Consider the following 20,756-nt stretch of genomic DNA (forward strand, 5'->3'; position numbering starts at 1 on the left):
GATAAGTCTTTTTTTTAGTTCGATTTCTCCGACGTAAAACCGGAAAACGCACAGAACGGCCCCCGGTTGGCCGATCTCCCCTCCGGATGACCATCGGATCGATCCAAAAAACCCTGCCAACAGAAGCCCGCTAAAGTGCACGGTTTTATTTTGGTTAAAACGGTTATTTTTTGAAAATACGTGTTTAAACCAGGAATAATTCAGTGGTGTTGGCAGCATTTCCTGTGGAAAGATCCGGGCAGGATTTTGCGGGAGCAGTTCTCCGTCGGAGAAATCTCCTTTGAGACGTGCAGTCCCGGATCCGGGAATCTCTTGGGAAATGGGCGTGTATATACCAGCCCTGCCCGGGCTCCCTTCGATAGGTACATTAACAGGTCATGAAAATCTTACATCAGGGTACCATGGACACGAAGCAGAAGATCATTATCGCTGTCCTTATGCTCGGTACGCTCATGGGGTCACTGGACTCCACCATCGTCATCCTCGCTTTTCCCACCATCTCCGATTCCCTCCATGCCGAGTTTATCACCACCCTCTGGATCATCCTGATCTACCTGCTGGTTGTCGCGGTCTGTACCACCCAGCTCGGCCGCATTGGCGATATCTATGGCAGGAGCCGGATGTTCAATGCCGGTTTTGGGATCTTTACTCTCGGCTCGCTTTTCTGCGGGCTTTCCCCTGCCATCTCCTGGCTGATCGCGTCGCGGGGTGTCCAGGCAGTAGGGGGAGCGCTGATGCAGGCCAACAGCGGTGCGATCATCGCAGACACCTTCCCGCCCAACGTCCGGGGGACTGCCTTTGGCTATATCTCCCTTGGCTGGACAAGCGGAGCAATGCTCGGCATCGTGCTTGGCGGTATCATCACCACCTATGTCGGCTGGGAGTACATCTTCTTCATCAACATCCCCATCGGTATTATCGCCACCATCCTCGGCTTCCGCTACCTGACCGATAACCCGCGGGTGCAGGCCACGCTGGATCTCACGGGCATGTTCCTGCTCGGGGCGGCGCTCACCTTTATCTCGTTTGCCGGTGTGGATTATGCGACCGAGGGCACGGCATTTACCAACATCGCCGCACTATGCATCGGTCTGGTTCTCCTCTTTCTCTTTATCGTCTTCGAACGGCAGACTACGCGTCCCATCATCGATTTTTCCGCACTTCGCAGCCGGGTCCTCCGGTATTCCATGATGGCGGCCTTCTTTTTGAGCCTCGGGTACCTCTCGGTTGTCTTCCTGATCACGATGTACCTGCAGGGTATCCGGGCTCTTTCACCGCTTGATGCGGCACTTCTTCTTACCCCGGGATACGTGGTGGGGAGCCTGCTCTCGCCCTACATGGGCCGGCTCTCGGACCGGTACGGGGCCCGGGTGCTTGCAACTACGGGTACCGCGGTACTGATCCTGGCAACCCTCATCTACCTGACATTCCGGGTTGACACCCCGCTCTGGGAGGTGCTCGTTGCCTCGGGGGTCTCCGGCCTTGGGACGGCGATGTTCTTTCCCTCCAACAACAGCGCTGTCATGGCAAACGCCCCGCCGGGGTCCTATGGCGGGATCTCCGGTATCCTGCGGACCATGCAGAACATCGGGATCCTGGGGAGTTTCGTGATCGCCATCACGGTCTCCGCGGCCTCGATCCCCCGGGATGTGGCATTTGAAGTCTTCATCGGCACTACGAATCTGGTGGGGGGCGTCTCCGATGCGTTCATCAGGGGGATTGATGCCGCCCTCTGGGCCTCGGTCATCATCATTGGTGTTGCAGGGATACTCTCCTGGATGAGAGGCCGCGAGTCCCGGGGCCCGGTACCCGGGCAGGCCTGAAAAGAAAGATCTCCGGTGAAACAGGATTCACCGGAAGGATCTTCAGTTCCCTTTTTTCCACCAGATCTTTGCAAACGTGGAGGTACCGGAGATGACAACGGTGTTTTCCTCGGTGCGGATAAGCCCCGAAAGGTAATTTTCCAGAACCAGTTCCTGCCCTGCAGTGGTGACCCCGAACCTCTTTTTGAAAAACGCGGTCATCTCATCCCTTGAGGAAAACCTGTACTCTTTATCAAGCGGGAGCATCCGGACATCCGCATAGATCCCTGCCTGGAACAGGACATTCCAGAGGCAGTCCGCTTTTGGGCCGGAAAAATAGGGTCTCCCATGGAGCGGCACCATAAGGTCCGCATACATCTGCTCCCAGAAGGGCAGGTCCACGAACCAGTACAGGCAGACCTCGCCGCACGAGGCTGCATCCATTTTCAGTACTGCCTCCCGGATATCGTGCATCGTCAGGGAGAGTGAGGCGATCACCAGATCATAGGGTCCGTCAAGGTCCCGGACAGGGTCCACTTCCTCCCAGATCTTCCGGACCATGGTAATGTTTCTGATCCCCTCTTTTCCGGCCCGATCTTCGAGTGCCGCGATCATCCCGGCCCCGGGCTCCACGGCAGTGATCTCCTTAACCCGTGGCGCCAGCGGGATCGCGAGTGTCCCCGGTCCCGCACCGATGTCCAGGACCCGTGTCGATGGACCGTCAGCAAGGTCGTCGAGAGTCATCTGGATACGCTTTTCGAACTCCCCGCGGGACTGTGCAGCGTACCGTTCCGCGTTCTCCTTCCGGTCCCAGTCATGCGAGGTGTCCCCGGCAATACGGGCAGCATCAGACCGGTCCTGCCGGGCCTTCCAGACCTCGTTCCAGTCAATATCGCCAAAGTTCCCGCAAGGGACAGATCCTGCCATACGGGAAAAAGGTACACCCGGCCGGTATTAGAAGTATGCACCGGCAAAAAGAGGGTTATTCATGCCGGAGGGCGTCGATCGGGTTGAGGTTTGCTGCCTGCCATGCCGGGTACAGGCCGCAGAGGATACAGATGATGATCCCAAAGCCAATCCCCTCCACCACGGAGAGCATGCTGGGAAGCGTGAAGAGGTACTGGGTGGTCTTAAGCAACAGGGCACTGATCGCATACCCCCCGACAAGGCTGAGCACCCCCCCGATCACGCTTCCGGTTACGCCGATAATCGCGGCTTCGTAGATGAACATGCTCATCACCTCTTTTTTCTGGGTACCGATGCTGCGCATGATCCCGATCTCCTTGATCCGCTCGTTCACCGACATCATCATGATATTGAAGATGGAGACCCCGGCAACGAGCATAGAGATGCCGCCGATGGCAGTAACGAAGGTGGTGATCATGCCAAACGTATCCATGATGGTGGCAAGGGTAGCCTTGCTGTCGATCACGGTCACGGTCTTGTCCTTGGTATTCCGGTTGAGCTGGTTTTCGATCGTGGTCTTGACATCAGCCGTATCGCCACTGGTGACCTTTACGACAACTTCGTTATACTGGTCCTGGTCGTTGTACGTGCTCTCGAACCAGTCCTTGCTCACAACGATGGCGCTGTCGGTGCTGATATCGAAGCTCATGCCCCGCTCCTTGATGATACCGGTGACCCGGAGCGTGCCGTACTGGCCGTCTGTCCCGATTGCTATCCGGGAACCGACCTTGACATTATGATCCGAAGCAAAGGTTGCTCCCACAAGGCAGCCTGAGTTCCCGTTGCTGTAATCGCCTGAGGTGAGATCGGGAAGAATGTATTTTGTCTGGTCGGGCGGGATTCCATAAATGGTAGCAACGACATCGTCGCTCCCTACGCCCATCTTCATATGTTCTGACGTTGAATGGACGGGGATCGCCACGTTCGGGGCAACCACCCGTTTGATCTGCTGGTAATTCTGGTCGGTGAGGTACAGGTTTGCCGATCCCCCGTGTCCGCCAAAACCGCTGCTGCCGCCCACGTACGGCATTACGATCACGCTGTCCCCCACGGAAGAGAGACTGGCAGAAACCGCCTGGACCATGCTGTTCCCGAGAATTCCCATGGAGGCAATCGCCACGACCCCGATGATGATCCCGAGCATGGCAAGGCTCGACCGGAGCATGTGGATCCGGATATTCCTCTTGGAGATCTCCCAGAAGATGGTGCTCATGCCTCGATCCTCCCATCCACAATCCGGATCGTCCGGTTCGTGTAACTGGCCACCTGGGAGTCATGAGTCACGACGATAATGGTGGTGCCGTTCCGGTTGAGGTCTGCCATCAGTTCCATGATGCTTGCCCCGGTCTTCGAATCAAGGTTGCCGGTCGGCTCGTCACAGAGAAGGATATCGGGGTCATTGATGAGTGCCCGTGCAATGGCTACCCTCTGCTGCTGACCTCCTGAGAGTTCGAGCGGTGTGTGGACGTAGAGATGCTCATCGAGGTGGACGGCCCGGAGCACGGCCACAGCTTTTTTTTCATCCACCTTTGCCTGGGACTTGAGCATCTGGGGAAAACTTACGTTCTCGATAACGTTCAGGAGAGGGAAGAGGTTGAAATACTGGAAGATGAAGCCGATGTGGTCCCGCCGGAGGTTGGTGAGTTCCACATCCGACATATCCCCGATCCGGGTCCCCCCGATGAAGATGTCGCCCGAAGTCGGGGTATCGAGGCAACCCATCAGGTTCAGGAGTGTCGACTTTCCCGATCCCGACGGTCCCATGATCGAGATAAACTCGCCCCGGTTAACCGTAAACGAGACCTGATCGAGAGCAGTGACATCCCCCGCGGGGAGGGGGTAGACCTTGACCACATCGCGGAAAACGAGGACCGGTTGATCCCCTCCGCCCAGCGCCTCCGGCGTCACTCTTTGTACCTTCTCAGATAGAAGTACCATCCGCCGGCAAAGAGTCCGACTACCAGGATAATCACGATCACGGGCAGGAACGGGAATCCCGCATCCTGTGTCCCTGCAGAGAACAGGGGTACGGTCACGTTCTGGGTGGTGCTAATTACGTTGCCGTCGGTATCCTTGTACGAGAGCTGGATCGGGACCGTAGTACCGGGATTGGCCGTGAAGGTCACTTCGAAACTGCCGAAATCATCCGGCTTGAGGGCACCGATCACATACGATTTGTACGGGTCCTGGGGCACCCCCGGCGCAAGGGATGTCACGGTGACCCCGTTTGCGTTCGACATGCCCGCGTTGGTGACGTCACCGGTCACGTGCGTGATCCCGGCGGTTGTAGTGACTACAAGGTTGGTCATTACCGGGTCAGCCCGCGTTTTGTCGGTCGTAAACGTCACCGGGATCTGCAGGGCCACCGAATGATGATTATCCCCGTTGTCATAGTTCACGGTCACGTTAAGCGTTGTTTCCGTGTTGGGCGTCACGGTGAAATTCACCAGCATGCTGGTTCCCGAGGAGAGGACGCCAAGGTATTGCGTAGCGGGCAGGATATCCGCGTTATTCCCACCGTCAACAGTGACAATAACATTTTTCACGTCATTGTTCCGGGGATTTGCCAGCTGGAGACCGATCGTATTCTTGGTTGACTGGGTGAACGCATCCGGCTTGTCGGCAAGGGTGGCGACAATCGGGGTATTGTCAACCTTTACCAACCCTTTGTAATAGAGACTTTTTACATCGGCAAGGTTCACGGAAAAAGTCGGGTAATAACTGCCGTCCAGCGACTGGGTGATAATCGAAAAGGTGTACGTCCGCGTTTGTAAGGGACCGATATTGGAAGACGCGTCATAGTCTCCGCTTAAGAGCTGGAAATTATTGTCAAAGCCGAAGGTGGCATGGTTGGCTACTTCGCTTATATTGGCGTTCCCGTTGGTGACTGCCACCGTCACCGTTCCTGAGTCCCCGGTGAAAAAGGAACCGGGATCGTAGGTCACATTGGAGATGTAGACATTATCGGCCGCAGCAATCTCCGTGGGGGTAGCGAGAGCGGCAACCGCACCGGTTAAGGCGAACAGTGCAATGATGGATACGATAAGGGGGGTGATTACCTTCATCTTCAGACTCCAGCCAGGTTGTAAGCCTGGAAAATGACGTACAGAATGACCGGGATACTCACGCAGATCGCTGCGTTTTTCAGTGACAGGCCCCGTGCCTGTTTTATCCCGAAGATCCAGATTGTCGCGCTCCAGAGCAGGAAGACGATCGAGACAAGTACTGCGATCTCCGTGAACGTGACCATAGCAGGGTCATGCATGAGCGCAACGGTGGCGTCCCTGACCATCTGGGGATCTCCCGCTGCTGCGGAGGTAAGGGCAGGAATGGTAACCTTCGGGAGATAGACGAGCGCTGCAGCCACGGTGATAACCATGCCGATGACCTGCGGGACAAAACCGTAACCGACCGCCTCCAGGCACCGGGAGAAGCTGCCCGTCCCGCCAAAGATTTTGGAGATGAGGAAAAACACTCCTGCCCATACCACCCATGCGACAAAAGTCCCAAAGAATGTGGCAACCACCGTGATGGCGACAATCACCGGTCCCATCCCCTGCAGGACCGGGTCCATCATGCGGGCCGAAAGACTTCCCGCGCAGTAACCTGATACCGCTGCGGCGAGCGCTCCTGCGAGTATGATGAGGCCCGGGACCTTCAGCTCTTCTTTTTCACCAAGTGACTGCTGGAAAAACCGCCCCGGATTTATCATGAGATCTGCTAATTTTATTCCCATACCACACGTCCATTCCTGAAGTACAATCAGCGGAAATTTCCCGTACGTTCTGATATCATCACACATTCATCAGCCAAAGATAATAGCCTTCCCGGAAGTCCTGCCGTTTGTGCGAATATTTTCTGCTGTGGATTGCGATCATTCGCGCAGGCCCCGGTATATAAAAATGCACCAAATAGCAAAAACGTTCCACAATGTATATATTTGTACAAAACAGAATAACCGGGCATGCAGACCAAGATCCTCCTTGACGAGGAGCAGATCCCCAAACAGTGGTATAACATCCAGGCGGACCTGCCCTCCCCGCTCGATCCTCCCCTCCACCCGCAGACCCACAAGCCCATCGGCCCCGCGGATCTCTCCGCGATCTTCCCGATGGAACTCATCCGGCAGGAAGTGACGACCGACCGGTACGTGGATATTCCTGAAGAGGTACGGGACGTGTTCCGGCTCTACCGGCCAGCCCCCCTGTACCGTGCGCACCGGCTCGAGAAATTCCTGAAAACCCCGGCAAAGATCTACTACAAGTGGGAGGGTGTGAGCCCTGCCGGGAGCCACAAGACCAATACCTCCATTCCGCAGGCATACTACAACATGAAGGCCGGTATAGAGAGGATTGCGACCGAGACCGGTGCCGGCCAGTGGGGCTCGGCCATGTCCTTTGCCACGATGCTCTATGACCTCGAGTGCACCGTGTACATGGTCCGGTCGAGCTATACGCAGAAGCCGTACCGGAAATCGATGATGCAGGTCTGGGGGGCGGAGTGTATCCCGAGCCCGAGCACAAAAACGAACGCCGGGCGCGAGATGCTCAAAAAGGATCCCGAGACCCCGGGAAGCCTGGGCATGGCGATCTCAGAAGCGGTCGAGGATGCGGCAAGCCACAACAATACAAACTATGCGCTGGGGTCTGTCCTCAACCATGTCTGTCTTCACCAGACAGTGATCGGTCTCGAGTGCCGCGAGCAGCTGGCATCGGTCGATGCCTACCCGGATGTGGTGATCGGGTGCGTGGGCGGCGGTTCGAACTTTGCCGGCATCTCGTTCCCGTTTGCCGGTGACAAGTTGACCGGGAAACATAAAGACGTCGATATCATCGGTGCCGAGCCGGCCTCATGCCCCAGCCTGACCAAGGGCCTGTATACGTACGACCTGGCCGACGAGGCAGGCTACACCCCGCTCCTGAAGATGTTCACCCTCGGCCACGACTTTGTACCGCCGGCGATGCATGCGGGCGGCCTGCGCTACCACGGGGACTCGCCCATTGTCTCACGGCTCGTCCACGATGGCGTGATGCGGGCGGTCGCCTACCACCAGAGCGAAGTGTTCGAGGCGGCCCAGACCTTTGCCCGGACTGAAGGGATCATCGTTGCTCCCGAGACGTCCCACGCGGTGAAGTCCGCAATTGACGAGGCGCTTGCGTGCAGAAAGACCGGCGAGGCAAAGACCATTCTCTTCAACTGCTCCGGCCACGGCAACTTCGATATGACCGCCTATGACGCTTTCTACGGCGGCAAGCTCGTGGATTACGAGTATCCTGATGAACTGATCAAGCAGGCCCTTGGGCGGATCCCGAAGATTTCCTGAGACCTTCCTTTTTTATGCGCCGTATCGGCTTTCTTATCAACCCTGTTGCCGGCATGGGAGGATCCGTCGGCCTCAAGGGGACGGATGGGAACGTGGAGGAGGCCCGCCGCCGTGGGGCTCTCCCCCGGGCGCAGGAGCGGGCGGGGATCACGCTCCGTCTCCTTGCAAAAGATGCAGATATCCGGTTTACCACCTGTGCCGGCGCGATGGGGGCATCCGCACTCCGGGATGCCGGCATCCGGGATTTCCGGGTAGTTTACCAGCCTGCCGCAATCACCACCACTGAAGATACCAAAGAGGCGGTCGCTGCCTTCCTCCGGGAAGGAATTGACCTGATCCTGTTCTGCGGCGGCGACGGGACTGCCCGGGATGTTTTTTCCATTGCCGGGCGGACGGTTCCCCTTCTTGGCATCCCTGCGGGGGTGAAGATGTACTCTGCGGTCTTTGCCCTTGATCCGGCAACTGCGGCCGGGCTTGTCTCCGGATCGTACGGTCTCCAGGACGGGGAGATTATGGACGTTGATGAGAACGCGTACCGGGAGGGCGTGCTTGAGACACACCTCTCCGGCATCGCCCGCGTACCCTCCCGTGCCCAGATGACCCAGACGGCAAAGCAGGTGTTTGAGGAGGCTGATGAAGACCGGGCCAAGGAGGAGATCGCCCGGTTCCTGCTGGAGGTGATGCTCCCCGGTGTGCTCTATGTCCTCGGGGCAGGGACAACAACCGAAGCGATCGCACGGCGGCTGGGAATCAAAAAAACACTGCTTGGCGTAGATACCGTCCGTGACGGAAACCTCATTGCTGCGGATGCAAATGAAAAAGCCCTCCTCGATCTGGTCAGCCGGTACCCGGAGACAAGGATCATTCTCAGCCCCATCGGTGCCCAGGGGTTTATCCTCGGCCGGGGAAACCAGCAGATCAGCGCGTCGGTAGTCCGGCGTGTGGGACTGCAGAACCTGATCATCGTTGCAACACCGCACAAACTGCAGGAAACCCCCCTTCTGTACGTGGACTCCGGGGATCCTGGACTGGACCAGGAGTTCGGTGAATCCATTCAGGTCATATCGGGCTACCGGATCGCCCGACGCAGGAAGATCGCCCGGTTCGTATGACGTTTCCGGGTCTCTCCGGAATACCCCGGGCACGGGAAAAAAGGAAGGCGGGGTTTAACCGAGGGGCGCAACGGTCTTTTTGTACATCTCGTTGAGCACCTGGGCGAGGCCTGCATAGACGGCAAGGAACCCGCAGAGGATCCCCACATAACCGGCGATAACCGTGATGGTCCCGTTCCCGGTAGCCTCTCCTGCGGCGAGCAGGAAGAACAGGATCGCCAGCGTCGCAAAGACCAGCTGGAGGGCACGGTTCGCCTTCAGGGTGCCGACGAACATGACCAGCGTGAAGATCCCCCACATCGCCAGGTACGCCGCCATCGAGGTTGCATCCGGTGCCGCGGCGAGGCCCAGCTTCGGCAGCACCAGCAGGGCGACGAGTGTCAGCCAGAACGCCCCGTAGGAAGTGAATGCCGTAGCCCCGAACGTATTGTTCTTTTTCCACTCCTCGATACCCGCGATGATCTGGGCCAGGCCCCCGTAGAAGATCCCCATGGCGAGGATCATGGACCCGAGCGCAAAGAACCCTGCATTGTGCAGGTTCAGGAGCACGGTGGTCATACCAAACCCGAGCAGCCCAAGGGGTGCCGGGTTTGCGGTCATATCCAGGTTTTTCACGGCCGATGCCTGTGGTGTCGTCTCATTCTGCATGATTATCTTCCTCTTTTTTGGTTCCATTCTCTCTGGTAGTCAGCCTGCGGTACCGGCTTTTTTCCTTCATTCTTCCAGGGTCGAGATATCGCCGGGGTCCATCCCGAGCTCCTTTGCTTTCAGGACCCGGCGCATGATCTTGCCGCTGCGGGTCTTGGGCAGTTTGTCGACATATTCGATCTCATGGGGGACCGCGATGGGCCCGAGGGTCATCCGCACATGGTAGATCAGGTCCTGGGTGAGCTTCTCGCTCGGTTTGTTCCCCACGCGGAGGATGACAAAGGCCTTGATTGCATTTCCTTTGATAACATCGGGTTTTCCGATCACCGCGGCCTCAGCTACAGCGTGGTGGGAGACAAGCGCGCTTTCGACTTCTGCCGTCCCGATGTTGTGCCCCGAGACGATGATGATGTCATCGGCCCTGCCGATCACCATGATGTAACCATCCGTTCCCTTGACCGCAAGGTCTCCTGCTGCATAGACGCCGTTGATCGTTTCCCAGTACTGCCGGTACCGTGCATCATTTTTGTACACCGTGCGCAGCATGGATGGCCACGGCTTTTTGATCACGAGGAATCCTCCCGTGCCCGGCGGTACCGGCTTTCCCGTTTTATCGGTGACATCCACTTCCACTCCGGGGATGGCCTTCCCCGCGAACCCGGGCCGCATCGGCTCGCCTACCATGGTTGTGATCATCTGCATGCCGGTCTCTGTCTGCCACCAGGTATCAACGATCGGGCACCGGTTCTTCCCGATCACCCGGTAATACCATTCGAATGCCTCGGGATTGAGCGGCTCTCCGACGGACCCGATGATGCGCAGGGAGCTGAGGTTGTACCGGTCTGGCCATTTCTCCCCCACTTTCATGAACGTCCGGATCGCTGTCGGGGCCGTGTAGAAGACCGAGACCTGCTGCTCCTGGATGAGCTTCCACCAGCTTCCGGGGTCCGGGTAATCCGGGGTGATCTCCGAGATAAACACGGTGGCTCCTGCAGCAAGCGGACCGTACACGATGTAGGTGTGGCCGGTGATCCAGCCGGGGTCCGCGGTGCACCAGTAGATGTCCCGCTCCTTGAGGTCAAAGACCGTTTTTGCGGTATAATACGCCCCGACCATGTAGCCTCCGCAGGTATGGACAACACCCTTGGGTGTGCCGGTTGATCCGCTCGTATAGAGGATGAAGAGCGGATCTTCTGCGTCCATGATCTCGCAGGGGCATTCAGCCGGTACATCTTCCATGATCCCGTAGAAATCATGCTCCCGTCCCGGGTGGAGCTCGACCGGGGGCTCCTTGCGCCTCCGGTAGATAATCACATGTTCCACGGACGGAGCATGTACGATGGACTCCTGGACAATCGTGATCAGGGGGATTGCCTTGCCGCGCCGGATCGAGATATCCGCGGTGATCACTACTTTGGCCTCTGCATCATTGATCCGCATGTTCAGGGCGCCTGTCCCGAAACCGGCAAAGACAACGCTGTGCACTGCCCCGATACGGGCGCAGGCAAGCATCGCTATCAGTTGTTCCGGTACCATGGGCATGTAGATACAGACCCGGTCGCCTTTCTTCACTCCCAGTTTCCTGAGGCCGTTTGCGAATCGTGAGACTTCTCCAAGCAACCGCTGGTAGGAGTATACTCTCTCCTTACCCTCTTCGCCCCGCCAGATGAGGGCCACCTTGTTGCGGCGGTCACCGGCTACATGGCGATCGAGGCAGTTTGCGGTGATGTTGAGCTGCGCATTCACAAACCACCGGGCATAGGGATAGTTCCACTCACAGACCCGGTCCCAGGGACGGATCCATTCGAGTTCCTTTGCGATGGTCTCCCAGAACGCATCGGGATCTGCAAGGAACCGCTGGTACGCTTCCTGGTAGTCGCCTGTCCACGATGAACGTCTGTACTCTGCATCAGGTGTGTAGTACTTTGCGTTCTCCACGAGTTTGACATCGAAGTTCTCGCTCATGTCTCCCCCCATATTCTACATAATTAATCATGTTAAATTCGTATTTAAATTTTGGCGATCAGGTGGCCGCCTCAGAGACAAAATACGTGTATCAGGAAATAAAATCACCTGCTGCGTCCGGTGCGGGACTCCCATCGTTACCAGCAGACAGCGTCGCGGCTTTCGGAAAAAAGAATAATATAAGAATTCTTTATCTAGCGGAGTCTTTCAATACTGTATCAATGCTGGACAGAATCAAGGGCTGTATGCTGGGGGCGGCGGTGGGTGATGCCCTGGGCATGCCAAACGAGAGCACGATGCCCGGCCTTTCCAAGATGCGGTACGGGTTCCGGAAGGCGTACAAGGGTCATCCCAACGATGGCCTGGCCCCCGGCCAGTATACGGACGATACCCAGATCATGATCCTTGTGGCCACCCTCCTTGCAGATGGGAAATATACTGACGAGCGGTATGGCCTGGCGTTAAAGGAATGTTATTCCCGTGAGGTGCTTCGGTTCCCTGACGGATCGGTATCAGCGGCCTGCGACCACATGGTTGCAGGTCAGGCCAAATCCAGCGGCGTGAAATCGACAACTGCCGGCTGCCTTCCTGCAGCCCTTCCGTTCGCCCTTGCCTACTCGGATATTCATGAGGCGATTGAGCGGGCCGTACGGGCCTGCACGATCACCCATACCCACCCGGCAGCCCATGCAGCGGTTTCCACGTTTGTCACCCTGGTATACTGCGCCCTCCACGAGAACGGTGATCCGATTGGCAGGGCACTTATCCAGGCCAGGAACGAAGACGAGGTGCTGGGGGGGAAGATCCATAATGCAATCGAGCTCGAAAAAGAGGGCATTGAGACGGAAACTGCCATTCTCAAGATCGGTAACGATGTCTCCCTGTACCAGACGTTACCCATCGCATTTTTCCTGATCAGCAGGTACGAGCGTCCTGCGGATCTCCTGACGGTTGCCGCCCACGTGGGGGGAAACACCGATACCATCGGCTTCCTCTGCGGGGCGTACCTTGGAGCAAGCAGGGGTGTCGGCGCGATACCTGCCGATCTCCTGGAAGGCCTTGAGGACCGGCAGCGGATCGAGATTCTGGGTCAGCGGATCTTCGATATCTATACCCGGAAACTCGAACGGTAATCCTTCCGGGAATTCCCGTTTTCCTTTTCATATCGCCGTCATTCCCGCAAAAGGTTAAGATTTCAGGAATGAAAAGATCCTAGTATGAAAGTTGCGATTGTCGGCGCATCCGGGTACGCCGGCGGCGAACTGGTCCGCCTGTTGTATCATCATTCTTCTGCAAAGGTAACCTGCGTCACGTCACGCAGCCTTGCAGGAACACCACTCTCCGAGGTACACCCTCACCTTACGGGATTTTCTGATCTCAAATTCGAGAACCCGGCGCCCGATGCCATTGATGCAGACGTTGCCTTCCTTGCGGTTCCGCACACTGCAGCCATGACGATCGCAGGGAAACTGCTCTCGCGGGGGATCAAAGTCGTCGATCTCAGTGCCGACTACCGGCTTCCCAAAGAGGTTTTCGAGAAAGTATACGGCGTTACTCATTCAGATTATTTCGCCGCTCCGTATGGCATCCCCGAGATCCACCGGAAAGATTGTATCAACGCGAAATTTGTGGCAAATCCCGGATGTTTCCCTACCGGAGCAACGTTAGCCGCCGCCCCTCTCGCCAAATATGCCCACACCGTGATCTTTGATTCAAAGACCGGGGTGAGCGGAGCAGGTGACAACCCTTCCGCCACCACGCACTATCCCAATGTCGGTGATAATGTCAATCCCTACAAATGGACCAGCCACCGCCACCTTGCGGAGATGAAACAGGAGCTCGCCTTCCTTGGTTCAAAGGCCTCCTGCTACTTCACGCCTCATCTCGTCCCGGTCAACCGCGGCATCCTCACAACGGCCCATATTCTCCTGAACGAACCCATGGAGACAAAAGAGGTCGAGAAACTTTACCGCGAATACTACCGGAACGAATTTTTTGTCCGGTACCAGAAGCCGATGCTCTCGGCAGTCCGGGGCAGCAATTTCTGCGATATCATGGTGGAGAGCGAGGGCAAACGGGTAGTCGTGGTATCAGCGATCGATAACCTCGTCAAGGGCGCAAGCGGCCAGGCAATCCAGAACATGAACCTCATGTGCGGTTTTAAGGAAACCGACGGGCTCGATGCAGCCGGTATGCTGCCCTGAACGGTGATAACCCATGCTTGTTTCAGAAGCCATGACCAAAAACCCGATAACCTGCACCGTGGACACCCCACTCCGTGACGCTGTTGCAATCCTGCGCCAGCACCATATTGGCGGACTGCCGGTGCTAGACGGGGAGGTGCTTGCCGGTATCATCACGGAATCCGACGTCATTGCCCAGCTGGAGACCAGGAAGCTCTCCGACGACCTCTGGCTCCCGTCACCTCTTGAGATCATTGAGGTGCCGATACGGGAATATATCAACTGGGAGAAAACGAAAGACGCTCTCAAAAATATCGGGGAAATGCCGGTAAAAAAAGTGATGACCGCCCGGGTGATCACGGTAACCGGCGATATGGATATCGAGGATGCAGCCGCTCTCATGCTCCGGGAAAGCATTGCACGGCTGCCGGTACTTGACGGGAAAACCCTCGTTGGCATTCTCACCCGGGCGGATATTGTCCAGGCAGTCGGTGCATCCCGCTCATAACGCTCTCCCTGTTTACATTTCACAGTCCACTGGAGGAAAACGAAATATGGCCTACAAAAGTCTCTGCGCGGTCAAAGGAGTTACCGCAAACGGCGTTAAGGAAGGAAAATTCGGTCTTGCCCTGATCCGGGCAAGCGGGACTGCAGCCGGGGTATTTACGGCAAATCTCGCAAGGGCCGCACCGATAGAACTGATGCGAAAACAGATCCGAAAAGGAAAACTGGATGCGGTAATCGCCAACAGCGGTTGTGCAAATGCCTATACCGGCCAGCGTGGCTACGATGACGCAGTCACCATGACGGAATATGCCGGATCCGCCCTTGGCGTGGACAGTTCCGCGGTCGGTGTCGCCAGTACCGGGGTCATCGGCCGGTATCTAGACCTGCCCCTGATCCGGCGCCAGTGTGCCGAGGTGGCGCTCAACCTTACCTCCACGCCGTCAGCCGAGGACCGTACGGTCCGGGCGATCATGACAACTGATCTCCAGCCCAAGCACGCGCTCGTAAAAAAGGAAGGTTTTACGATCGGAGGGATTGCCAAGGGAAGCGGTATGATCGCGCCCAACATGGGCACGATGCTCGCGTTCATCTATACCGATGCCGAGATGGGGGCAAAGCCCCTCCGGGAGACACTCAAAACTGCCACGAAAAGGACATTTAACCGGGTCGTTGTCGATGGGGACACGAGTACCAATGACATTGCTCTCTGTATTGCAACCGGGGAATCCGGCAAGGTCAGGGCCGCGGAATTCTCCGCCGCCCTCGAAGAATGCTGCCGCTCGCTGGCAAAGCAGATCGCAGCTGACGGGGAAGGGGCAAGCAAGCTCCTTGAGGTGACGGTACGGGGTGCCCCCAAAGAGGAGGCTGCAGCAAAAGTCGCTCGGGTGATCATCGAATCCCCCCTGGTAAAGACCGCAGTCTATGGAGAGGATCCCAACTGGGGCCGGGTTATCGCTGCTGCCGGGCGGGCCGGGGTCAGGTTTGATCCCAATGCAGCGTCGCTCTGGATCAGCGACGGGAATCATAAGTACCCCCTGGTGAAATCCGGCGAGATTATCGCCGATCTCTCGAAAGCCAAGGCGGCCATGCACGGGAACAAGGTCATTTTTGTGCTCGATCTGGGTGCCGGGAAGGAAGAGGCCACCGCGTGGGGCTGTGATCTCACCGAAAAGTATGTTGAGATCAATGGGAGATATACGACATGATGAAACGCGAAGACGTCCTGATGGAAGCACTGCCCTATATCCAGCAGTTCCACGGTAAAACGATCGTCATCAAGCTGGGAGGGCATGCGATGGTGGACCCGGTGGTCCTTGAAAATGCCATCAGGGATGCCGTCCTTCTCCACTACGTTGGGATCCGCGTTGTGCTGGTCCATGGCGGGGGACCGGAGATCACCGAGAAGATGAAGGCTCTGGGAAAGGAGTCCGTCTTTGTTGGCGGCCTGCGGGTCACCGACCAGGAAACGCTGGAGATCGCCCAGATGGTGCTCGTGGGCAAGATCAACAAGGGGATCATATCGCTCATCGCAAAGTGCGGCGCACGGGGCGTCGGGCTCTCGGGAAGTGACGGGAACATCATCATCGCAAAGAAGATGGAGCTCCAGAAAGTGAAAGTGGAGGGCGTGGAGCAGGAAGTAGACCTCGGGCATGTCGGCGAAGTCGAATGGATCGACCCTGCCCTCCTCACCACCCTTCTTGAACGGGACTATATCCCGGTTATCTCCCCGATCGCGATCGATCGTTATGGGGGAAGCCTCAACATCAATGCGGATACGGCCGCCGGCGATATTGCCATTGCGCTCAAGGCGTACAAGCTGATCAATATGACCGATGTCGACGGGGTGATGGATGCGAAAAGGACCCATGTCTTCCGCAAGCTCTCCGTTACGGAAGCGAACGCGCTCCTCACCTCAGGTGCTATCGGGGAAGGGATGATCCCGAAGGTCTCCTCGGTCATAAAGGCGGTCGAAAACGGCGTCCGGTACTCCCATATCATCAACGGCAACGTGGAGCACAATCTGATCCTCGAACTCTTCACCCATGAGGGTGTCGGAACGATGATCTCCCTCCAGTAGATTTTTACACGCTGCAACCAACACTCTCGTAGGAACTACTCCATTACTTCAGAAAGCGGACAGGAGTCACCGGATGGACAGGATCATAAAATTTGTTGTTGCATTGTTCGTGATCATCGCTGCAGCGAGCGTTGCGTCTCTTGTTTTCGCTGCCCAGGGGACGACCCCTGCAGCCACGCCATCGGTCGCAAACGACAGCATCGTCTACTATTTCTATGGCCAGGGATGCCCGCACTGCGCGGCCATAGAGCCATTTATGGAAAATATGACCAAAAAGTATCCCGATGTCGATATCCGGATGCTTGAAGTCTGGTACAACCAGACCAACCAGCAGACCTATACGCAGGTAAATGCAGCGGCTGGCATCTCTTCCCCTCAGGGAGTCCCTGAAGTCGTGATCGGGAAAACCGTACTTATCGGACAACTGGAGATTCCGGATAAACTTGAGGGATACCTCCGGGCCATTGAAAAAAAAAAGTAACTCCTGAACTTACCGTGGGCAACCAGTCCTCCACGGCCTCCCTTTTATCCCCTGCTGCAAATCGTACCATTACCGGGTATTATTTCTATGGCGAGGGATGCAGTCACTGTGATGAGATAAAACCCTTTATTGCAGAGGTGCAATCCCGGTACCCGGATCTCAGTCTTGAACAGCTTGAGGTCTACCACAACGCCACCAACCAGGCCCTGTTCCTTTCGATGGACAAAAAATTCGGGATAACGTCCCCCGGGGTCCCCACGATCATTATCGGGAACCATGCGCTTGTCGGAGTAGACCAGATCCGGGACCAGCTGGAACAGGCAGTCCTCGACGAGCAGTCCTCATCCAACAGTGAACCAATAGATAATATTACCCCTGCCGGAAACTGCCCGGGGAGCTTTACCGCGCTCACCATTCCCCTGGTGATCGTTTGCGCCGGGATCGACAGCATCAACCCCTGTGCCTTTACGGTCCTGATCATCCTCCTGCTCTCCATCATCGCGCTCCAGTCCCGCCGGCAGGTACTGATGGTCGGTATTACCTACATTGCCGCGGTCTTTTTGTTCTACTTCATCTCCGGCATCGGCATCCTCTCGTTCGTGCATATCTCCGGGATCTCGAGCCTGATCGCATTTGTCGCTGCGGCGATCGCTATTGTCCTTGGATCCGTAAACATCATCGAGGCAGTAATTAAAAAAGAGGGGTTCTTCCTCGCCATTCCCGAATCGAAGAAACCGGTGATCGAGCAGTATATTACGACCGCCACGCTGCCCGCGGCCTTTGTGCTGGGTGTCCTTGTGGGCATCTTCGAACTACCCTGTACCGGCGGGATCTACCTCTCCATCCTCAGCCTGATCAGCAACACGCTCACGTTCTCCGAGGGACTCCCCTACCTCCTTCTCTATAATTTCATCTTTGTCCTGCCTCTTATCGTCATCCTCTTTGCCGTTGTCCTGGGTATTCCCCCGGAGCGGGTAAACACGTGGAGGCTGGAGAACCGCCGGAAGCTCCGGTTTATGATTGGCGTTGCCATGATCCTTGTCGGGGTCTTTATCCTCCTGGGTCCGCTGTCCCTGTGACGGAGACAAAAAACCCGTTTTTCCGGTAATGAGCCCGGGAGGACTTCGGATCCCGGCAAAAAGTATTCAAAAAAAAAAATTATTTCCGGGCAGTTCTTTTCGGGACGGGTTTTTCCATTGCTGCCCGCTGCGCCTTCTCGTTCATCCCGATCAGGGTTTCAAAGATCCCCTTAATCGGCACCGGGTCGATATGGTGCGCCTTTGCCAGTTTCATCACATAGTCCAGCACATCGATCTTGCGCTGGTTGTCGTGAACCGGTATCCCCCGCTCCTGCTTGATTGCGGCAATTTTTCCCGCAAGGCTCTGTCGTCGCGCGATAAGAAGGATGATCTCCTCATCGATCTGGGTGATCTCTGCCCGGACTTCCTCAATGGTCATAGGAAAGTACATCGCAGGAAAAACGGATAAACGTGATGACAGGATATTCTGCTGTCTGCACACGAAGACACATATCACTGGAGCGCCCTATCTGTTCCAGTGGTTTCATGCTCGGAAAGATTACCCGGCGCGAAGAATACGATCTCTTTGCCGCATGGCTGGCCGTATCGCTCTCGTTTGCCATCATCAAGCTCGCACCCTATGGGGTTCTTGGTCCTATCCAGCCCGCTGACCCGAAAACTGCCCTGATCTATCTGGTCATCGCTCTCCTCACCGCAGGCATCGGGCTTGTCGCTCATGAACTGGCCCACAAGTTTGCCGCGATAAAATACGGCTTCTGGGCTGAATTCCGGAAGAACAATTTCATGCTGCTCATCGCGGTTGCACTTGCCGCACTGGTGGGTTTTGTCTTTGCCGCTCCCGGTGCAACTGTGATCTACAGCACAAGACCGGACGGCCGGACGCTCACCCGCGAGGAGAACGGAAAGATCTCGGCTGCAGGCCCGGTCACCAACCTCCTGCTCTGTATCCCGTTTGCTGCGCTTTACCTGGTCAGCGGTCCCCTTGCCATGGCACCCAGCACACTCCTGTATCAGATTGGGATCTTCGGAATTCAGATCAACGCGATGATCGCTGCGTTCAACATGCTCCCGATCAGCATCCTCGATGGCAACAAGGTCCTGTCCTGGAACATTCCAGCCTTTATCCTCCTGCTGGCCACATCCTTTGCAGTGCTGGTCAGCTCTTTCTATATCCTCTGATCTTTTTTTTAAAACGGCCCGGGGATTTCAGCTGTTCCCGGTGAGTATCTCTAAATCCCGCACGATCTGCTGCCCTTTCTCGTACGCCTCTTTGAGTGCGGTCGGGTGATTTTTGATCCCGTTCCAGGTGTCCATGTTGTTGGCCACGATGTTCTCCACATAATCAAACCCCGTACCATGGAAAAGCGCGGTGATGGCGGGAAAGGCGCTGTCGAACACGTGATCGAGGTTCTGGCCGGCGGTCGAGATAAAGACACCCTTGTGCCGCCGGATATGATCTTCGGGGAAATCCAGCGTTTTGAGTATGAACTTGCGTGCCCAGAGGTACTGGGCGCGGTCAATGAATCCCTTGAGCTGGGCGGTGATCCCCATGCTGTAGATGGGCGATGCAACGGCAAGGATATCGGCGCCGAGGATCCTGTCGTATACCCCCGGGGCATCGTCCTTTACGATACATTCGCCAGTCTTGTGGCAGGCATTGCACCCCCGGCAGGGCGTGTAATCGATCTCCCTGAGCACCACCTTCTCTACTGACGCTCCCGCAGCCTTTGCCCCGTCAAGGAAACTATCGAGCAACGTCTCGGTATTCCCGTGCCGGCGCGGGCTCCCCGAGATGCCCAGGACTTTTACGGTCATGACGGTGTCCCTTCCGCCAGTCGCTTTTTCAGTTCGGCAATAACGGATTTTCCCAGTTTTCCTGCATCGGTACGGGCAGTGGGGTGAGTTTCAATTGCCCCTTTCTCGTCAACCCCGTTGACCATCAGGTAGCTGATGTCTGCATCCCGGATCTCGATCACGTGGTAAAAACATTTGACCGACGGCACCGCTGCATCAAAAACATGCGGCCAGGTCTGCCCCGCGGTCGCCAGGAAGACACCCAGGCGTTTACCTTTGCGTTCGGGAGGTACAATTGGCAGTTTGAGGACATATTTTCGCGACCGGAAGACCTGGGCACGGTCAACGAGGGCTTTTACCTGTGAACAGAGTCCCATGCAGAAGATGGGTGAGGAGAGGACAATACAGTCCGCTTCAATGATCTTATCATGCCAGGCGTCCATCCCGTCGCGCTGGACACATTTGTTCAGCTTTTCACACGCATTGCACCCCCGGCAGGGGTTAATGTCTGCTTCGGTGAGGGGGACTTTCTCTATAGAGACGTCCGGCTCTTCTGCCATGGATGCAAGCGTCCAGTCAAGCAGCGTCTCCGAATTGCCAAACCTCCGCGGGCTGCCGGCGAACGCGAGGACTTTTACGGGCATAGATGATGCTTGGATACGGAGGGTGAAAAATCATTGGATGGTGATGAGCGCGGCGCGGCCTCTTCCCTGTCCGCGGTACCATGCCGGAATCCATTCCCGCAAACGATCAAAACTTAGAAAAAAAGGGGAGCACTTCACTCTTTCCCGGTGAGATCCGGCCTCACTTCTTCATGACCTCGTCGAGCTGCGCCTTGCCGTACACGTAGGCTGGCAT

21 protein-coding genes are annotated in these 20,756 nt (G+C 56.6%); 11 read left to right on the plus strand and 10 right to left on the minus strand.

The annotated features are described in order from the left end of the window. The first annotated feature begins 401 nt into the window (after positions 1–401). Positions 402–1,823 carry an MFS transporter gene (locus tag VMS83_RS01275; protein ID WP_325409077.1) on the plus strand — a complete coding sequence of 474 codons (1,422 nt, stop codon included), beginning with the start codon at positions 402–404 and terminating at the stop codon, positions 1,821–1,823. Between the two features lie 42 nt (positions 1,824–1,865). On the opposite strand, the gene VMS83_RS01280 is transcribed toward VMS83_RS01275, so the two are convergent. From VMS83_RS01280 to VMS83_RS01300, 5 genes are read right to left on the minus strand one after another with little or no spacing between them, the layout of a single operon-like run. After that, complete coding sequence (locus VMS83_RS01280; RefSeq protein ID WP_325409079.1) at positions 1,866–2,729, minus strand: class I SAM-dependent methyltransferase; 864 nt, start codon at positions 2,727–2,729, stop codon at positions 1,866–1,868. Between the two features lie 55 nt (positions 2,730–2,784). Continuing rightward, positions 2,785–3,981 carry an ABC transporter permease gene (locus VMS83_RS01285; RefSeq protein WP_325409081.1) on the minus strand — a complete coding sequence of 399 codons (1,197 nt, stop codon included), beginning with the start codon at positions 3,979–3,981 and terminating at the stop codon, positions 2,785–2,787. Further along, the gene (locus VMS83_RS01290; RefSeq protein ID WP_325409083.1) at positions 3,978–4,706 is read right to left on the minus strand and encodes an ABC transporter ATP-binding protein; all 729 of its coding nucleotides are present in this window, start codon (positions 4,704–4,706) and stop codon (positions 3,978–3,980) included. The genes VMS83_RS01285 and VMS83_RS01290 overlap by 4 nt, the downstream gene beginning before the upstream one ends. Continuing rightward, positions 4,673–5,833: a hypothetical protein gene (locus tag VMS83_RS01295; protein ID WP_325409085.1), complete on the minus strand. Its 1,161-nt coding sequence runs from the start codon at positions 5,831–5,833 to the stop codon at positions 4,673–4,675. Before VMS83_RS01295 ends, VMS83_RS01290 begins: the two co-directional genes overlap by 34 nt. A gap of 2 nt (positions 5,834–5,835) precedes the next feature. Beyond that, positions 5,836–6,504, minus strand: coding sequence for a Yip1 family protein (locus VMS83_RS01300; RefSeq protein ID WP_325409087.1), 669 nt, complete (start codon positions 6,502–6,504; stop codon positions 5,836–5,838). A 228-nt stretch (positions 6,505–6,732) separates the two neighbouring features. Between VMS83_RS01300 and VMS83_RS01305 the strand changes: the two genes are divergently transcribed. Further along, a complete protein-coding gene (locus VMS83_RS01305; protein WP_325409089.1) occupies positions 6,733–8,091 on the plus strand; it encodes a TrpB-like pyridoxal phosphate-dependent enzyme in 1,359 nt (452 codons plus the stop codon). Between the two features lie 14 nt (positions 8,092–8,105). Further along, complete coding sequence (locus VMS83_RS01310) at positions 8,106–9,203, plus strand: ATP-NAD kinase family protein (RefSeq protein ID WP_325409091.1); 1,098 nt, start codon at positions 8,106–8,108, stop codon at positions 9,201–9,203. 54 nt (positions 9,204–9,257) lie between these two features. Here the strand turns inward: VMS83_RS01310 and VMS83_RS01315 are convergent, their stop codons facing one another. Next, positions 9,258–9,851, minus strand: a complete 594-nt coding sequence (locus VMS83_RS01315; RefSeq protein WP_325409093.1) for an acetate uptake transporter — start codon at positions 9,849–9,851, stop codon at positions 9,258–9,260. 66 nt (positions 9,852–9,917) lie between these two features. Next, the gene (gene acs / locus VMS83_RS01320) at positions 9,918–11,816 is read right to left on the minus strand and encodes an acetate--CoA ligase (protein WP_325409095.1); all 1,899 of its coding nucleotides are present in this window, start codon (positions 11,814–11,816) and stop codon (positions 9,918–9,920) included. Between the two features lie 221 nt (positions 11,817–12,037). Here acs and VMS83_RS01325 point away from each other — a divergent pair, with 221 nt between their 5' ends. The 7 genes from VMS83_RS01325 (at position 12,038) to VMS83_RS01355 (ending at position 18,143) form a co-directional block, all read left to right on the plus strand. Next, positions 12,038–12,949 (plus strand): ADP-ribosylglycohydrolase family protein, encoded by a 912-nt coding sequence (locus tag VMS83_RS01325; RefSeq protein ID WP_325409097.1) that lies wholly within the window; start codon positions 12,038–12,040, stop codon positions 12,947–12,949. Positions 12,950–13,033: 84 nt separating this feature from the next. Continuing rightward, positions 13,034–14,020: an N-acetyl-gamma-glutamyl-phosphate reductase gene (gene argC / locus VMS83_RS01330; protein ID WP_325409099.1), complete on the plus strand. Its 987-nt coding sequence runs from the start codon at positions 13,034–13,036 to the stop codon at positions 14,018–14,020. Between the two features lie 13 nt (positions 14,021–14,033). Further along, a complete protein-coding gene (locus VMS83_RS01335) occupies positions 14,034–14,507 on the plus strand; it encodes a CBS domain-containing protein (RefSeq protein ID WP_325409101.1) in 474 nt (157 codons plus the stop codon). Positions 14,508–14,553: 46 nt separating this feature from the next. Further along, positions 14,554–15,711 (plus strand): bifunctional ornithine acetyltransferase/N-acetylglutamate synthase, encoded by a 1,158-nt coding sequence (gene argJ, locus VMS83_RS01340; protein ID WP_325409103.1) that lies wholly within the window; start codon positions 14,554–14,556, stop codon positions 15,709–15,711. Next, a complete protein-coding gene (gene argB / locus VMS83_RS01345; RefSeq protein WP_325409123.1) occupies positions 15,711–16,583 on the plus strand; it encodes an acetylglutamate kinase in 873 nt (290 codons plus the stop codon). The genes argJ and argB overlap by 1 nt, the downstream gene beginning before the upstream one ends. A 73-nt stretch (positions 16,584–16,656) precedes the next feature. After that, positions 16,657–17,064, plus strand: coding sequence for a thioredoxin family protein (locus VMS83_RS01350; RefSeq protein ID WP_325409105.1), 408 nt, complete (start codon positions 16,657–16,659; stop codon positions 17,062–17,064). A 14-nt stretch (positions 17,065–17,078) separates the two neighbouring features. After that, the gene (locus VMS83_RS01355) at positions 17,079–18,143 is read left to right on the plus strand and encodes a cytochrome c biogenesis protein CcdA (RefSeq protein WP_325409107.1); all 1,065 of its coding nucleotides are present in this window, start codon (positions 17,079–17,081) and stop codon (positions 18,141–18,143) included. Between the two features lie 79 nt (positions 18,144–18,222). Here the strand turns inward: VMS83_RS01355 and VMS83_RS01360 are convergent, their stop codons facing one another. Then, a complete protein-coding gene (locus VMS83_RS01360) occupies positions 18,223–18,522 on the minus strand; it encodes a chorismate mutase (RefSeq protein ID WP_325409109.1) in 300 nt (99 codons plus the stop codon). Between the two features lie 107 nt (positions 18,523–18,629). Between VMS83_RS01360 and VMS83_RS01365 the strand changes: the two genes are divergently transcribed. Further along, on the plus strand, positions 18,630–19,283 hold the full coding sequence (locus VMS83_RS01365) for a peptidase M50 (protein WP_325409111.1): 654 nt from the start codon (positions 18,630–18,632) through the stop codon (positions 19,281–19,283). A 27-nt stretch (positions 19,284–19,310) separates the two neighbouring features. Here VMS83_RS01365 and VMS83_RS01370 read toward each other — a convergent pair whose 3' ends face one another. Continuing rightward, positions 19,311–19,919, minus strand: coding sequence for a flavodoxin family protein (locus VMS83_RS01370; RefSeq protein WP_325409113.1), 609 nt, complete (start codon positions 19,917–19,919; stop codon positions 19,311–19,313). Further along, entirely contained in the window at positions 19,916–20,542 is a 627-nt protein-coding gene (locus tag VMS83_RS01375; RefSeq protein WP_325409115.1) for a flavodoxin family protein, read from the minus strand. Before VMS83_RS01375 ends, VMS83_RS01370 begins: the two co-directional genes overlap by 4 nt. Positions 20,543–20,756 lie beyond the last annotated feature (214 nt).

Source organism: Methanoregula sp. (assembly GCF_035543475.1).
Taxonomy (GTDB): domain Archaea; phylum Halobacteriota; class Methanomicrobia; order Methanomicrobiales; family Methanospirillaceae; genus Methanoregula.

What these genes read in the sequence shown, in the direction of transcription:
- VMS83_RS01285 (WP_325409081.1), bottom strand. Translation starts at nt 3,981, where the DNA reads ATGAGCACCATCTTCTGGGAGATCTCCAAGAGGAATATCCGGATCCAC.
- argB (WP_325409123.1), top strand. Translation starts at nt 15,711, where the DNA reads ATGAAACGCGAAGACGTCCTGATGGAAGCACTGCCCTATATCCAGCAG.
- argJ (WP_325409103.1), top strand. Translation starts at nt 14,554, where the DNA reads ATGGCCTACAAAAGTCTCTGCGCGGTCAAAGGAGTTACCGCAAACGGC.
- VMS83_RS01335 (WP_325409101.1), top strand. Translation starts at nt 14,034, where the DNA reads ATGCTTGTTTCAGAAGCCATGACCAAAAACCCGATAACCTGCACCGTG.
- VMS83_RS01370 (WP_325409113.1), bottom strand. Translation starts at nt 19,919, where the DNA reads ATGACCGTAAAAGTCCTGGGCATCTCGGGGAGCCCGCGCCGGCACGGG.
- VMS83_RS01325 (WP_325409097.1), top strand. Translation starts at nt 12,038, where the DNA reads ATGCTGGACAGAATCAAGGGCTGTATGCTGGGGGCGGCGGTGGGTGAT.
- VMS83_RS01365 (WP_325409111.1), top strand. Translation starts at nt 18,630, where the DNA reads ATGCTCGGAAAGATTACCCGGCGCGAAGAATACGATCTCTTTGCCGCA.
- VMS83_RS01280 (WP_325409079.1), bottom strand. Translation starts at nt 2,729, where the DNA reads ATGGCAGGATCTGTCCCTTGCGGGAACTTTGGCGATATTGACTGGAAC.
- VMS83_RS01290 (WP_325409083.1), bottom strand. Translation starts at nt 4,706, where the DNA reads ATGGTACTTCTATCTGAGAAGGTACAAAGAGTGACGCCGGAGGCGCTG.
- VMS83_RS01315 (WP_325409093.1), bottom strand. Translation starts at nt 9,851, where the DNA reads ATGCAGAATGAGACGACACCACAGGCATCGGCCGTGAAAAACCTGGAT.
- VMS83_RS01305 (WP_325409089.1), top strand. Translation starts at nt 6,733, where the DNA reads ATGCAGACCAAGATCCTCCTTGACGAGGAGCAGATCCCCAAACAGTGG.
- VMS83_RS01310 (WP_325409091.1), top strand. Translation starts at nt 8,106, where the DNA reads ATGCGCCGTATCGGCTTTCTTATCAACCCTGTTGCCGGCATGGGAGGA.
- VMS83_RS01295 (WP_325409085.1), bottom strand. Translation starts at nt 5,833, where the DNA reads ATGAAGGTAATCACCCCCCTTATCGTATCCATCATTGCACTGTTCGCC.
- VMS83_RS01360 (WP_325409109.1), bottom strand. Translation starts at nt 18,522, where the DNA reads ATGACCATTGAGGAAGTCCGGGCAGAGATCACCCAGATCGATGAGGAG.
- VMS83_RS01350 (WP_325409105.1), top strand. Translation starts at nt 16,657, where the DNA reads ATGGACAGGATCATAAAATTTGTTGTTGCATTGTTCGTGATCATCGCT.
- argC (WP_325409099.1), top strand. Translation starts at nt 13,034, where the DNA reads ATGAAAGTTGCGATTGTCGGCGCATCCGGGTACGCCGGCGGCGAACTG.
- VMS83_RS01375 (WP_325409115.1), bottom strand. Translation starts at nt 20,542, where the DNA reads ATGCCCGTAAAAGTCCTCGCGTTCGCCGGCAGCCCGCGGAGGTTTGGC.
- VMS83_RS01300 (WP_325409087.1), bottom strand. Translation starts at nt 6,504, where the DNA reads ATGGGAATAAAATTAGCAGATCTCATGATAAATCCGGGGCGGTTTTTC.
- acs (WP_325409095.1), bottom strand. Translation starts at nt 11,816, where the DNA reads ATGAGCGAGAACTTCGATGTCAAACTCGTGGAGAACGCAAAGTACTAC.
- VMS83_RS01275 (WP_325409077.1), top strand. Translation starts at nt 402, where the DNA reads ATGGACACGAAGCAGAAGATCATTATCGCTGTCCTTATGCTCGGTACG.